Annotated in this window: 20 protein-coding genes; all 20 read right to left on the reverse strand. The window is 56.5% G+C overall.

Annotated elements, in window-relative coordinates; translation table 11 throughout:
- The 20 genes from AC1UKS_RS19170 to AC1UKS_RS19265 all read right to left on the reverse strand — a co-directional run bounded on the left by AC1UKS_RS19170 (position 1) and on the right by AC1UKS_RS19265 (position 11,299).
- The gene (locus AC1UKS_RS19170) at positions 1 to 411 is read right to left on the reverse strand and encodes a tail fiber assembly protein (protein WP_482434864.1); all 411 of its coding nucleotides are present in this window, start codon (positions 409 to 411) and stop codon (positions 1 to 3) included.
- A 9-nt stretch (positions 412 to 420) separates the two neighbouring features.
- Positions 421 to 1,440, reverse strand: a complete 1,020-nt coding sequence (locus AC1UKS_RS19175) for a phage tail protein (protein WP_482434865.1) — start codon at positions 1,438 to 1,440, stop codon at positions 421 to 423.
- Entirely contained in the window at positions 1,437 to 2,045 is a 609-nt protein-coding gene (locus AC1UKS_RS19180; RefSeq protein WP_482434866.1) for a phage tail protein I, read from the reverse strand. Before AC1UKS_RS19180 ends, AC1UKS_RS19175 begins: the two co-directional genes overlap by 4 nt.
- Positions 2,038 to 2,946 carry a baseplate assembly protein gene (locus AC1UKS_RS19185; protein ID WP_482434867.1) on the reverse strand — a complete coding sequence of 303 codons (909 nt, stop codon included), beginning with the start codon at positions 2,944 to 2,946 and terminating at the stop codon, positions 2,038 to 2,040. The genes AC1UKS_RS19180 and AC1UKS_RS19185 overlap by 8 nt, the downstream gene beginning before the upstream one ends.
- Positions 2,947 to 2,950: 4 nt before the next feature.
- Complete coding sequence (locus AC1UKS_RS19190; protein ID WP_482434868.1) at positions 2,951 to 3,298, reverse strand: GPW/gp25 family protein; 348 nt, start codon at positions 3,296 to 3,298, stop codon at positions 2,951 to 2,953.
- Entirely contained in the window at positions 3,295 to 3,888 is a 594-nt protein-coding gene (locus AC1UKS_RS19195; protein WP_482434869.1) for a phage baseplate assembly protein V, read from the reverse strand. Before AC1UKS_RS19195 ends, AC1UKS_RS19190 begins: the two co-directional genes overlap by 4 nt.
- Positions 3,889 to 4,037: 149 nt before the next feature.
- Positions 4,038 to 4,508 (reverse strand): hypothetical protein, encoded by a 471-nt coding sequence (locus AC1UKS_RS19200; RefSeq protein WP_425033366.1) that lies wholly within the window; start codon positions 4,506 to 4,508, stop codon positions 4,038 to 4,040.
- 4 nt (positions 4,509 to 4,512) lie between these two features.
- A complete protein-coding gene (locus tag AC1UKS_RS19205; RefSeq protein WP_425033367.1) occupies positions 4,513 to 4,806 on the reverse strand; it encodes a hypothetical protein in 294 nt (97 codons plus the stop codon).
- On the reverse strand, positions 4,803 to 5,411 hold the full coding sequence (locus tag AC1UKS_RS19210; RefSeq protein ID WP_425033368.1) for a hypothetical protein: 609 nt from the start codon (positions 5,409 to 5,411) through the stop codon (positions 4,803 to 4,805). Before AC1UKS_RS19210 ends, AC1UKS_RS19205 begins: the two co-directional genes overlap by 4 nt.
- 294 nt (positions 5,412 to 5,705) lie before the next feature.
- Positions 5,706 to 6,152 carry a phage virion morphogenesis protein gene (locus AC1UKS_RS19215; protein WP_482434870.1) on the reverse strand — a complete coding sequence of 149 codons (447 nt, stop codon included), beginning with the start codon at positions 6,150 to 6,152 and terminating at the stop codon, positions 5,706 to 5,708.
- Positions 6,149 to 6,616 (reverse strand): phage tail protein, encoded by a 468-nt coding sequence (locus AC1UKS_RS19220; RefSeq protein ID WP_482434871.1) that lies wholly within the window; start codon positions 6,614 to 6,616, stop codon positions 6,149 to 6,151. The genes AC1UKS_RS19215 and AC1UKS_RS19220 overlap by 4 nt, the downstream gene beginning before the upstream one ends.
- On the reverse strand, positions 6,549 to 6,821 hold the full coding sequence (gene lysC / locus AC1UKS_RS19225) for an Rz1-like lysis system protein LysC (protein WP_266105119.1): 273 nt from the start codon (positions 6,819 to 6,821) through the stop codon (positions 6,549 to 6,551). Before lysC ends, AC1UKS_RS19220 begins: the two co-directional genes overlap by 68 nt.
- Positions 6,718 to 7,140, reverse strand: a complete 423-nt coding sequence (lysB, locus tag AC1UKS_RS19230) for an Rz-like lysis system protein LysB (protein WP_482434873.1) — start codon at positions 7,138 to 7,140, stop codon at positions 6,718 to 6,720. The genes lysC and lysB overlap by 104 nt, the downstream gene beginning before the upstream one ends.
- Complete coding sequence (locus tag AC1UKS_RS19235; protein WP_482434874.1) at positions 7,137 to 7,646, reverse strand: lysozyme; 510 nt, start codon at positions 7,644 to 7,646, stop codon at positions 7,137 to 7,139. The genes lysB and AC1UKS_RS19235 overlap by 4 nt, the downstream gene beginning before the upstream one ends.
- On the reverse strand, positions 7,630 to 7,848 hold the full coding sequence (locus tag AC1UKS_RS19240) for an HP1 family phage holin (protein ID WP_482434876.1): 219 nt from the start codon (positions 7,846 to 7,848) through the stop codon (positions 7,630 to 7,632). The genes AC1UKS_RS19235 and AC1UKS_RS19240 overlap by 17 nt, the downstream gene beginning before the upstream one ends.
- A 2-nt stretch (positions 7,849 to 7,850) precedes the next feature.
- Positions 7,851 to 8,054, reverse strand: coding sequence for a tail protein X (locus tag AC1UKS_RS19245; RefSeq protein ID WP_052270561.1), 204 nt, complete (start codon positions 8,052 to 8,054; stop codon positions 7,851 to 7,853).
- Positions 8,054 to 8,524 carry a head completion/stabilization protein gene (locus AC1UKS_RS19250; RefSeq protein ID WP_482434878.1) on the reverse strand — a complete coding sequence of 157 codons (471 nt, stop codon included), beginning with the start codon at positions 8,522 to 8,524 and terminating at the stop codon, positions 8,054 to 8,056. The genes AC1UKS_RS19245 and AC1UKS_RS19250 overlap by 1 nt, the downstream gene beginning before the upstream one ends.
- Positions 8,525 to 8,616: 92 nt before the next feature.
- The gene (locus tag AC1UKS_RS19255) at positions 8,617 to 9,285 is read right to left on the reverse strand and encodes a phage terminase small subunit (protein ID WP_425033370.1); all 669 of its coding nucleotides are present in this window, start codon (positions 9,283 to 9,285) and stop codon (positions 8,617 to 8,619) included.
- Positions 9,286 to 9,288: 3 nt separating this feature from the next.
- On the reverse strand, positions 9,289 to 10,398 hold the full coding sequence (locus AC1UKS_RS19260) for a phage major capsid protein, P2 family (RefSeq protein WP_482434879.1): 1,110 nt from the start codon (positions 10,396 to 10,398) through the stop codon (positions 9,289 to 9,291).
- 52 nt (positions 10,399 to 10,450) lie between these two features.
- Entirely contained in the window at positions 10,451 to 11,299 is an 849-nt protein-coding gene (locus tag AC1UKS_RS19265; protein ID WP_031592808.1) for a GPO family capsid scaffolding protein, read from the reverse strand.
- Between the last annotated feature and the right edge of the window lie 117 nt (positions 11,300 to 11,416).

An 11,416-nucleotide genomic window follows, 5' to 3' on the forward strand; every position in this document is an offset into this window, starting at 1 on the left:
TTACGAGGCGGGTTTTTCCGGCCAGCTAATATCAGGCGCGGTATCGGTCGCCACGCGGTTAAGCTTCACGCGATAGGTTTTCCACTGACTCAGCAGCGCTTTCTCACTGTCCGTCGCAATACCCAGCTCATTGGCATCATTTAGCGGCTCTATGATGTAATCGGCATTTGCGCGAAGTACTTTTTTTTCATCTTCAGCCGTTGCGATCTGCTCGTCTTTTGTGGGTTCAGGTGGTTCGGCAAGAGTCGGTTTGCCTCCTGCGTCAGCGATAATAATCTTTCCTTCCGCCTGGCCGTCACACATCTTCTGCCATACCCCGTCAGAGATACCTACCGCATCTCCCGGCATGTCGCTGCCGTGGATCTCTGAGGAATAAAAACCGCCTGTTGATGCACTGTAAAACTTCGTCATGATTGCCCCTTAATATCCTATTGCCAGCCACTGACTGCCGGTTATGCCCTGAACAAAGGTTGTCCCTGAAAGCGTGACCGCACGAATGCCCACGCCGGTGAGCGTCGGATTTGCCGGGCCAAATACGGTAAAGTTACTTGAATTCCAGGATGCGCTGCTGATGTCACCGGCCAGCACCCGGATCACCGCTTTGGTAAACGCTACGGGAAAAGTTACCTGTCCCGCGCCGTTCTGCAGGTTGAGCGATCCCCACTGAATAATCAGCCCGCCGGGAACGTCGGGAATGCGGATATAGTCATAGCCTGTAAAGGCGCGTTTGCTGAAGAGGCTCATAACGGCAGCAACGGTAGGCAGCTTATCCCCGCCAGCCGTCATATCAGCCGCTGCCGCAACCTCATGCTTACCGGCTTCACCCAGGCCGAGGTTTTTCAGCGCGTCAGCAACAAGCCCGGCATCCTTAATCTCTGCCAGCGCGCTTGCCGTCATGAGGTATTGCTTGTGCGGATTGGCGGCGGCAACGTGCGCAGCCAGCGCCTTGTCGGCATAAACCTTAACCTCGATCACCGCGTCTTCAACATATTTCCGGGTTGCCAGCACCACGGAAGGGTCAATCTTCAGCGTGACTGCGGCCGTGCTGTTCACAATTAAAATCATGCGCACGGTCTGCGTGCGGCCGCTGCCCTCCTGTAACTGCGGCTTGTAGGTTTCCGCACAGTTGGCAACGGCAATCATCACGCCGTCAGCATCAAACAGCCCGATTTCGCGGATCCAGAAACCGCCTTCGCTTTCCGGGATAATCTGCTCGGCGATAATCTGGCTGCTGTTCGCCGCGTCAACCGTCAGTGAGTTGAGCGAAGCGCGGCGTTTCTCCCCGACAAGTTTGGTTTGTGCCGCGTCAGGCGTCGGCAGCGTGCCGCCACCATCACCTACGGCCATTTCGGTAATCTGCACTTTCGTGCCCAGCGCGGCGGAATTGGCAAGCTTTGCCGCGCCCTGGCTCGTCAGCAGGGCAAAATATTTTGTTGTCATGTGCTCACTTCCGTCAGGTCAATAAGATGCACCGCCGCGCCGGTAAAGCCCGGCCCGCTCACGGTGATGATTTCAGGGATATAGGGGTAAACGGTCAGCTCGTCGCCGCTGTAGCAGGCGGCGGCAACGGGCAGCGCGCCGCTGGCGTCAAGGTTGATTGACAGCCCGATGAGGTGGCGACTGCATGGCTTGGCATCCGCAATCAGGCGCTCAAGCTCGTTGTACATTTCTTCTGTAATGCCGGTATCCAGCACGCCCACATCAAGACGAAACGTGCCTGGCTCATCGTTTGTCTGCCACCACTCAACAATGCGGATGAGGTAGCCCAGCGGCTCAACCACACGACGCAGCGAGCCGATGGTGCCTTTATGGCGGTGGACATATTCCGATGCGGCAACAACGCTGCGCTTGGTGGACTCGGACCAGCTCTGGTCCCAGCGGTCTACCGACCACGCCCACGCCAGATAGGGCAGCAGCGCAAGCGGGCAAGTTTTCGCGTTCCACAGCCTGCGCAGTGGAACCGGGATTTCGTCAATCTTTGCGCACGCCTCAGCAGCTGCCACTTCCAGCACTGACGAACCGACCGGCAGCAGGCGATCACTCATCCGATCCCCCTAACGTAATACTGTAGCCGGTGCAGTAAGCGGCCTGCGTCTTGTCCAGCACCACATCGGCGACAGGCGCGGCCAGCTCAACCCTCTGCACCCCTTCAACGTGCAGGGCGGCATATAAGGCTGATTTGCGGATATCCCGGCCAAGTCTGGCCTGCGCAGTGATAAAGGCGGCAAGCTTTGCCTCTGATGCGGCGCGGATGGGTTCAGCCTCTGGTCCCGGATACAGGTAAAGCGTGGCGTCAATACTGTATTCGATGATTTCAGCTGACTGCACCGTCACCCGGTCGGAAACAGGGCGCACGTCCTCATCGTTAAGCGCCGCATCCACCACGGCCAGCAGGTCAGCAGGAGCCTGACCGTTGCCCTCACGCGCCAGCACGGTAATGGTGACACAGGCCGGGGAAGGGCTGATCGCCGACGCATCGGCCACGCGCCCGTCGGCACTTTTTGCGTGATACTCGTAAGCCCCTGAAGGCCCGGCCACGCTTAGCCCTTCAAAGGCGGCAGCGATGCGCACGCGGTAATCATCGTCGCTTTCCATCACGGCGTCGGTCGGCGGTAAGGTCGTTTCATCCGCCGCCGTCAGGGTCAGGCGGGTTACGCCGTTGTTTGCCCCGAGCTGGTCTAAATCATCTGCCAGTGAATAAGCCACCATGACGGCCTTAGCCGCCTCGTTAACGCGCTGGCGCAGGATCACCTCGCGGTAAGCGTTTTCCTGCAGAAGCTTAACCACCGGATCAGATTCCAGTGCCAGCGTGCGGGCGACCGCATCCTGTTGCTCAGCCGGGTAAAGCGATATCAGCGTGGCTTTGCGTTCGGCCAGCAGGGTTTCATAGTCCAGCGCTTCCACCACATCGGGTGCGGGTAGCTGGCTCAGGTCAATAGTTGCCATAGTCTCAGCTCACGGGAATGGTTAGTGAAAAGTCCTGCGCGTTATCACTGCGGGTGCCGGTGATTTCAACCACCATGCCGCCGTCAAACGCGGATTCGTAACTGATGCCGGTCAGTTTTATGCGGGGTTCCCATTGCAGGATCGCCATATAGCAGGCCGACATAATTTGCAGGCGCAGCGCCTCGTTTTGAGGCTGGTCAATTAGCGCCGACAGCAACGAGCCATAGCTGCGACGCATTACCCTGGTGCCGACCGGCGTCAGGAGAACGTCGCGCACCGACTGGCGAATATGCTCAATATCGGTAATGGCCTCGCCGGTATCCCGGTTCATGCCGATATATTTCACGGTCATGCCTTCGGCCCTCCTGACAGTTCGGTGCCGGACTTCACGCCGTCGTGTTTATGGGAATGGACGATTACGCCGTTAGAGCTGAAGCCGCCGCCGCTGTGCTTAATGTCGCCCGCCATCGTGCCGCCTTCGGTCACTTCCAGCGTGGCGGTTTTCAGCAAGGCGGTACATTCAACCTCTGGCGCATCCAGCAGGATTTTTACCGCCGCCTGAATGGTCGCGGTCTTGATACCGGTCGCCTTCAGTGCGCTGGTTTCAGGTTCATACTCGATCACCGCGCCGTCCGGGAATGACCAGTGCAGGGCATCGGCTGATGCAGACGGGGCGGGGTTTTCGTCAGAGTACACGCCTGGCAACACAAAGCCGGTATCCAGCTCGCCACCCAGGCACAGGACAAGCACCTGTTCACCGACAGAAGGCGCATTCCATGAACGTGTACGCCCGGCACGGGCAGTCAGCCAGTGCAGCCAGTTGGTTGTATTTTTTCCCGTATCGACACGACATAGCCCTCCGTCAAGATTGACGGCCGACACGGTTCCTATCCGGATTAGATTGCGCAGCAGGCGCTGGATTTCAGAAATTTGCTCATTCATTAGTTAAGAATGATTAAAATCGAACTAATGCTCAACTGAGGTTGGCTTGCTGGTATGTGAACGAACAGAGGAATTAAGTTGGTTCAGAAGAGAGGGGGAAAAGATTGATTTTTAGCTGTTTTGCAAAAAAAAAGCCCACATACGTGGGCTTATTTTTTAACGAATTTCATGGTAGGTACTTCTAAAAGCGGTAGTAGTACTGGCTTAATGCCTACTCTAGTGCTTAAACCATAAACCTGCTCGCGTAGATATGGGTATAACACTAAAGGAGCGTTTTTTTCAGCCCAATCATAAATGTGTTCTGATGGAAACTGTTCAAGATCGATACTAAAGATGCCACCTACCTCTACAATGAGCGACAGAGCTTGACCTGAAAATTCATCATTTTTTTCAGCAGAATTGTCGTCATCAATTGCGAAATGGCCAGCTCTAACTCTCATTCTTACATTGATACTACTAGCATCAGCATTGAATTCAGAATGACCATTTTCAATAGTGAACTCACCCAGTTCAAAGCTATCGCTAAGAGCAACATTTGGATCGTGAACTTCGATTCCTAACTTAAACACTTGTAACGCTTTTAACTGCGTTGCATGCAGCTTGTACGGTTTTTGTGCCATTAATTTATGCCGCCAATGCGTACCCAGCTTGAGCTAGGCTTTTTTTACCTTTCGACAGGCTTTGCACTTCAGTTGCAAAGAAATGCATGACTGTCTTTTCTGGCATGGTTTCAGAAAAATGCAGTTGAAGTGGCTCCAATTCGCTCACGTCAAAATCGGCAAATTTACGAGACCCCATGAAAAACTCATAAACGTCTCCAGACTCGATTTTGCCAGCTTCAGCCAGCAATTGCTCGGGAGTCAAAGATAGAATCTCGCTTAAGGCATTGTTCAATGCTGCTTTCATTTCATGGTTCATGCGGGTATCCCCTCAATTTCGCTGTCTATTTCTAAACAACTTAAATTCCTGATTATTATCGCAAAAGGGTGACCTACGTACAGCAGCAACTCATCAGACATCTTTGGTGGTTGTTGCACAGTCGCCAATACGATACTCACAGGCGTAACATCATGTGTTTTCCTAATCAGCAGCTCATGTATCTGACTAACTAGTTTTTCTTTTTCAGGTTGGTCTTTGCTACTGATTGTAGACCAATGGTGCGTCAATGCTTCTCTTAAAGTGTCTCTGAAATACGCCGACTCAAGATCTAAAACCTCTGAGTTAGGAGCCGAAACACTGCCCCAAATGACTGCTCCAGTAGGATCATCGTCTTTAGAATAGTCATTACGTCTAAACGAATTTTTGTACCAAGCCTCTGCAAGCGAGTAGGCATAACGGCATTTTGCTCTTTTGGCATACCAAAAGTAGGCTCCTGAGCCTCTCCTGCCGCCAGCGCTCAAGTTGAAACCGCTATTGCTTATGGATATAGCACGAGACATACACGTTCCGTGAGAACCAAAAGCTTCAAAGGAGGTAGCTGAATCATTTGCTGCAGAATAAGGAACTAAATTTAACATTTTCATCTAGTTACCGGATTGTATCGCTTGGGACATTCAATCAAAATCTGGTTTTCCCTATCACTTGCATAGCTGAAAATGCAACCCGATTAAGTTGAACGAAGTGTACTTGATCTATGCCCCCACGCAATAGGCCTCAAAAAATAATTAGGACAATCTCTATACACAAAAGGTACGAACAAGGCTTTTAACTATACGAATCAGTATATCGGCAGCCTTCCTCATTACTTTAATTTATCTTAACAAAAGTAATATTCTTTTTAAGAAGGGCAAAAAATGTGGGCAAGGTAAAAGCGATTTCTAGACAAGAGAGAAAATTACCACTTCTAATATTAATTCAGCTTCCTTCGTTGTAACGCCTAACAGAGGTCTGGCCTCATACTGCACTTCTTTGCCTTTGCGTGACGGCCTGTCGCGCAGCCCGTAATGATGCACGCGGGCCATGCGCTGCACGTTGCCCGCAAACTCGATTACGGCCTCATTCGGGCTGGCCTGCGTCTTCATGTACTTAGCCGTGCGCAGCTTTGCAAACATCTCGCGCTTTATCCGGCCCTTTTTGCTGCGCACCGGCTGCGTTTTGCGAGGCTTAAAGGGCGTGCCGTCTGGTGCCTGCTGGCGTTTGATATTCTGCTGCTGACTCGCGCGCAGCTTCTTCGCGATGGTTCGCGCCATCTCTTTACGCGCCGGGGCTGACAGGCTGCTGATAAGCGCCTCCAGCCGGTCATTTACCAGCTGCAGCTCTCTCATGTCTGCAACTCGCTGACCAGCTCGCCCTTAACGTAAAGCTGCACCGGCCGCGCGTCATTCTCCGGCAGCGGGTTCTCACCGACGTGCGTCACGTGCAGCCCGTCGTCGGCCCGCTTCACGATCACGCGCTCGCTCAGCTGCAGCTCGATACTGATATCGCTGGCCGTGTCGCTGATAACGTCTGCCTGGAAGGTAAAGCCCGTCTGGCGCTTTTCCTCGGTTGCCATAATGTCGGGTTCATTTGTACGCAGCCATGCCAGCAGCGGCACGATCAGCAGGTCGATATTCCCGGCGTAATCGGTAATGACCATGTTGAGTCGGTACTGGTATTCAAACGACAGCGAGCTGGCAAGCGTCGAGACGATGCGCCCGCTGTCGATAAACACATTGAGCGCGTCAGGGTTTCGCTGCAGCTCCGGCACGCTGTCTGTCAGCGCCTGGCGCAGTTGTTGGGGTTTCAGCATCGTGTTGTTCCTGGCAGTCTTTGATTATTTCGACCTGCAGCCCGCATGCAGCGAGAGCGGCCTCAAGCTGGCGATTATCCGCCGCCAGATCGCCCGCCGTTTTAAGGCTGTTTCCCGGCACCGGGCAGCTTGTCACGCGCGGACACCCAATCCAGATAATCTCTGGCGCTGGCGAAGGCCGGACGGGCGTGCAGCCGGATAACATCGTCAGGCAGAGCAGCAGCAGACCAGTCACGCAGTATCGGATTTGCATCGGTTTCTCTCTGTATGATCATTTCACGGTTAAGCGCGGCCGTGCTGGCGCGCCCCTGCATCAGCCGCAGCTCGGCCTCACGCTTCTGGCTGGCCCTCACATCGGCATCCAGCCTGGCTATCTCCCTGTCGCGGCTCTCGATACCGGCCGACAGCGTGCCGATAATGCGCTGTGCGCTGGTCAGGTCGTCTTTTGCGTCCTTCCACTGCCAGCCGGTTACGCCCAGCGCCAGCAGAGCCACGGCCAGAAGCAGCGCTATCAGGCGCGTCATGACACACCCCGCAGGCAGTAGGCTGTCTCATTCGCGCGGCGGTTCTCCAGCCCGCGATTTCTCACGCCCTTAACGAATATCCAGCGCCGCAGCTCGTTACAGGCATCACGCCAGTGCTGCAGCCGGATATACCGGGCAAAGGTCGAGCTGCAGGCCGCGCGCACACCGACGTTGAAGGCGAATGACACGGCCGTGTCATAGACCGGCTGCGGCATATCGCTGCGCATACAGGCATCGATCCCGCGCTCGACGCGCATCACGTCATACACCAGATTAACCGCCGCCTGTCGCTCGCTGATCTCGCTTTGCGGCGTCACGCCCTCGGTATGACCGATGCCGTTCGTCCAGACTCCGGCGCTGCACTGATAGGGCGAGGTGCGGCACCCCTCAGCGTTGGCGATGAGCGCCAGTCCGGCCTCGGACGTTTTCAGGGTTTTGAACTGTGGCAGCAGCGCGGCAATTGCCAGCACGGCCACCACGGCGCAGCGCTTAACGGTCTGGCTCAAGGCTCACCCCCCGCAGGCGCTGCAGCTCGTAGGTTTTACGGCGGTAATGCCAGTTGACAAAGAACGTCGCCACGTTAGTGATAAGCGTGATAACAGCCACGCCGGAACCGACCATAAAGGCGATGTCCTGTGGCGTATGACGCCCGAACCACATCAGGATGAGGCCAATCAGGTAGTTGATCACAGAGCTGATTTTTTCCATTTTTAGTCCCACAGGTTGACGGTTTCACCTGCTGAAGATTCAGGCAGATCGGGCAGCGTGACCTCACAGCCGTGCGGCAGCACCGGCCCGCTTTCGGCAAGGCCCGGATTAGCCGCATATACCAGCTCGACGGCCTGCCCGGTTCGCCCGTAATAGCGCTGGCAGATTTCGTCAACGGTATCGCCCTGCTGTGCATAAATGTTCATCAGAGCAGATCCACAATGCAGCTAGGCTTACCGGCAATGCGGCTGATACTGAATCGCGCGTCGCGCCAGTACTCGTCGGCGCTCGCCTCGATTTCGCCCGCTTTTTTTGTGCCGCTGGCGTCATAGCCGCGATAGCGCTCAACGATGGTGGCGGCGGTCAGCGCACTGACGGCGGCAAGGTAGGCCGTAATCTTTTCGCTCTCGCCGTCCAGCGATTCCGCAGGCACGTCGGCCAGCGCCTTAAAGCCCGCCGCCATCTGCGCGGCGCGCCAGTCGTACAGCTCGGCGTTAACTTCTGAAATCGCCGTCTTCACGGCAAGGCGCAGGCGCTGCGCCGTGACCGTTCCCTCATAGCGCAGTGAATCGCGCAGCTGCTGCAGGTCAACGTCAGGCCAGAAAAACGTATTCTTTACCGGCGGCTCGGCAGCATCTGCCGGTCGCGGGGCGGGGATAACAACCGTGTTATTCATAATCGGCCTTTGAAATAGGTGGGCGGTGGAGGACGACGCAGACACTGAAAGTGCGTTGCCGTCCTGCCGCCCGTGCGCGGGGTCGCGTTCGGTCAGCGGCGGGCGATGGCCTGTTTTTTCATCGCCGTTCCCAGCCGCTCAATGTCTTTTTTGACGCCGCAGCCGTCGTGCAGCTGATGCGCCCTTGCAAGGTGGGTCATCGCCTCCGAAGCCCTGCCCGCATCGCGAAGCACATACCCGGTTATCTTGTGCAGCTTGGCGCGCACCTGATCGGGCATGTCTTCGGATTCCGTCATCGCAATGGTTGCCAGCAGCGGATCGATATCGACCGGCGCTTTTGCCGTCCAGGCGCGCGTTGCCGCGCTGGCGACTTCCTCGGCCAGCAGGTAAGGCAGGCTGGCGCGCTTAAAGCCGTCTGGCGACACAAGGCCATGTTCCAGCGCGTACCGGGCAATCTCCAGCGCGCCGGGCACGTCGCCCGCATCAAGCCGCCAGATCATGACGGTCATCAGCACGGCATCCTGTGCGCCTTTGCCTTTCTCCAGCACGCCGGATACCCACGGCAGGTACTCAGGCAGCAGCTGACGCTTCATTTCCGCCTTGCGCTCGTTCGAGTGCACTTTCTTCAGGCGGCGCTTGTCGTCGTTCAGCTTGATGAGCATCTGCTCATAGCCGCTGGCGTGGCGCAGCGGGTTGTCGGCGCTCTGCGAGGCTTCTATAGCCTGCTGGCGCATGCGGTGACGTCGGGCAGGGCTTAACATGCGTTACGCCTCCGTTTTTACGGTGCCAGCAGCGCCGCTTTCTGCCGCTGCTTCCTGCGTTGTGGCAGCAGGTGCAGCGAACTCGCCGACTTCGATGTTTTCGACCAGGCAACCGGCCGCGTAATCCTCGATCACGTAGTCCTCGTTAATGGACTCGTAGTTTTCGATGCGGTCGCGCTTCGGCACTTCGTCAATCAGGCGGCGGTGCGTGCCTTCCTGCCAGTAAATCGACAGGTTATCGGTGCGGGTAATAAACATGGCGTCGGCCGGGAAGTACGGCACTCGCACCGCTGGCAGACCGCCGATGCGTTTCTGACTGATAATGACGTCAGCGGCCAGCTGCTCGGTATTGGCCTGCGACTGGTTGACGATCGGGAAGTACTTGTCAGCCAGCAGCTGACGGCCCACGATGACAACCAGCTCCGGGTCTTCCTGATACCACGGCTCGATCAGGGTGTTGGTGGCATCCATCACCAGCGCATCGAGGTTGGCATAATCACCGTTTTTGCCGACGCGGATTTTTTCAGAAATGACGGTGCCGTTTTCGTCGGTGATTTTGCTCATCACGCGCGCCGGTGCATCGTTGCGGTACTTCTGCAGCCAGCCTACGGCCACGTCCTGCAGCATCGGATTCTTGGCGCGGTTCGAGGTTTTGGCGCGTGTAACGCCGTTGAAGCCGATCATGATGCGGTCAAGCGCCTGGCGCTTCACGATGGCGTCACGCAGACGGGCCTGAAAATCTTCATAGCGCGCCCACAGGTCGAGGGTGTTATAGCGGATATGAAAGTCGTAGTTGACCTGCACACACTCGTAACCCTGCTTATCCAGCGCGGCAAAATCAGCGGTTTCGCGCTCGTCGCCACCTGCCGTGTCGGTCACGCTGGCAATCGAGCCGGACACACCGATCCCGATTTTCTCGCCCTTCATTTCGGACACCGGCACGATGTTGATGCGGGTCAGGAAGTCGGAAGACTCCTGCACGCGGTTCATCAGGGTCTGCGTGACCGTCGGCTCAACGGTAAACTTTTTGTTCATGTCGTCGGTTTCGACGCCGTTCAGCTCAGCAAGGCGGGTCATGAACTGGTTAAACTTAAAGCGGGTATTCTTGCGCATTGGCGTTCCTGTTTATCTCTGTGTTGGGTTTTAACGTTCAGGCAACGCCTGATTAGCAGTCGGTCTGCGCGCCGGACTTCGGATCGCTGCCGGTTGCCGCCGGGCGGCGGTTAAAGCTGCCGTCGGTCTGCGAAAGCTGGCCCTGCAGCGCAGCGAAAGCGGCGCGGTCTTCCCCGGCCTGCTGCTCGATAGCCTCAAGGCGTGCGCTGACGGATTGCTCCAGTGCCGACAGCTCCTGCGTCTGGCTCTCCGCATTCAGCTGCACCTGCTCAGCGACGGCCGTTACCGCCGCGCTGACGTCGGCGAACTGCTCGCCATCGGTTTTCTTTTTGGCAGAGAACATCGCCGAGATGCGCGCCAGCAGTGAAGGTGACGGCTCGGCCATCTCTTCAAACTCGATCACGGTTTCTTCAGCGGCGGTAAAGAGGTTGCCTTTATCCTGCTTGCGTGACGCCAGCGGATTAACTTTGGCCGTGGCGCTGAAGCTCAGAATCTCCGTGCCGAGGCTTGCCGGGTCGTCGGTGACGGCAAGGCCGACCAGATACGCCTCGCCCGTGTCGGCGAACTCAGGGTTAACTTCAATGGAGGTGTAGATTTTCTGGCGCGCTTTGGTCAGCTCGACCAGCTCAGGCGTCGGATCAATCCAGCCAAATAGCGCCAGCTTGCCTTTGAGCGGGCCTTCGCCGATTTCTTCCGCCTCGACGGCGGTCACGTCGCCAAAGCGGCGGAAGGTGCTGTCAGCGGCATAGCCCCGGATGTGCTCCATGTTGATGCGTGCGCCGTACATTTCCGGGCTGTAGTTTTTCGCCATCTGCGAAATCCAGTCACGGGAAATGACACGGCCGTCAGTGGTTGCGCCTTCAACTGCGATACGAAAACGCTTTGCTTTGATTGCTGCCATTAATCAGGCTCCGGTCAGGTGTTGGGTCGGTTCGGGGCCAGTTTCCCCGTCGCCACACAATCCCTCAACGAATGCCAGCCCGCTGATGCATCAGCAAACAGGGACAGCAGGCGCGCC

The organism is Erwinia sp. AK-PDG3-5, from assembly GCF_056821705.1.

What these genes read in the sequence shown, in the direction of transcription:
- AC1UKS_RS19170 (WP_482434864.1), bottom strand. Translation starts at nt 411, where the DNA reads ATGACGAAGTTTTACAGTGCATCAACAGGCGGTTTTTATTCCTCAGAG.
- AC1UKS_RS19175 (WP_482434865.1), bottom strand. Translation starts at nt 1,440, where the DNA reads ATGACAACAAAATATTTTGCCCTGCTGACGAGCCAGGGCGCGGCAAAG.
- AC1UKS_RS19180 (WP_482434866.1), bottom strand. Translation starts at nt 2,045, where the DNA reads ATGAGTGATCGCCTGCTGCCGGTCGGTTCGTCAGTGCTGGAAGTGGCA.
- AC1UKS_RS19185 (WP_482434867.1), bottom strand. Translation starts at nt 2,946, where the DNA reads ATGGCAACTATTGACCTGAGCCAGCTACCCGCACCCGATGTGGTGGAA.
- AC1UKS_RS19190 (WP_482434868.1), bottom strand. Translation starts at nt 3,298, where the DNA reads ATGACCGTGAAATATATCGGCATGAACCGGGATACCGGCGAGGCCATT.
- AC1UKS_RS19195 (WP_482434869.1), bottom strand. Translation starts at nt 3,888, where the DNA reads ATGAATGAGCAAATTTCTGAAATCCAGCGCCTGCTGCGCAATCTAATC.
- AC1UKS_RS19200 (WP_425033366.1), bottom strand. Translation starts at nt 4,508, where the DNA reads ATGGCACAAAAACCGTACAAGCTGCATGCAACGCAGTTAAAAGCGTTA.
- AC1UKS_RS19205 (WP_425033367.1), bottom strand. Translation starts at nt 4,806, where the DNA reads ATGAACCATGAAATGAAAGCAGCATTGAACAATGCCTTAAGCGAGATT.
- AC1UKS_RS19210 (WP_425033368.1), bottom strand. Translation starts at nt 5,411, where the DNA reads ATGAAAATGTTAAATTTAGTTCCTTATTCTGCAGCAAATGATTCAGCT.
- AC1UKS_RS19215 (WP_482434870.1), bottom strand. Translation starts at nt 6,152, where the DNA reads ATGAGAGAGCTGCAGCTGGTAAATGACCGGCTGGAGGCGCTTATCAGC.
- AC1UKS_RS19220 (WP_482434871.1), bottom strand. Translation starts at nt 6,616, where the DNA reads ATGCTGAAACCCCAACAACTGCGCCAGGCGCTGACAGACAGCGTGCCG.
- lysC (WP_266105119.1), bottom strand. Translation starts at nt 6,821, where the DNA reads ATGTTATCCGGCTGCACGCCCGTCCGGCCTTCGCCAGCGCCAGAGATT.
- lysB (WP_482434873.1), bottom strand. Translation starts at nt 7,140, where the DNA reads ATGACGCGCCTGATAGCGCTGCTTCTGGCCGTGGCTCTGCTGGCGCTG.
- AC1UKS_RS19240 (WP_482434876.1), bottom strand. Translation starts at nt 7,848, where the DNA reads ATGGAAAAAATCAGCTCTGTGATCAACTACCTGATTGGCCTCATCCTG.
- AC1UKS_RS19245 (WP_052270561.1), bottom strand. Translation starts at nt 8,054, where the DNA reads ATGAACATTTATGCACAGCAGGGCGATACCGTTGACGAAATCTGCCAG.
- AC1UKS_RS19250 (WP_482434878.1), bottom strand. Translation starts at nt 8,524, where the DNA reads ATGAATAACACGGTTGTTATCCCCGCCCCGCGACCGGCAGATGCTGCC.
- AC1UKS_RS19255 (WP_425033370.1), bottom strand. Translation starts at nt 9,285, where the DNA reads ATGTTAAGCCCTGCCCGACGTCACCGCATGCGCCAGCAGGCTATAGAA.
- AC1UKS_RS19260 (WP_482434879.1), bottom strand. Translation starts at nt 10,398, where the DNA reads ATGCGCAAGAATACCCGCTTTAAGTTTAACCAGTTCATGACCCGCCTT.
- AC1UKS_RS19265 (WP_031592808.1), bottom strand. Translation starts at nt 11,299, where the DNA reads ATGGCAGCAATCAAAGCAAAGCGTTTTCGTATCGCAGTTGAAGGCGCA.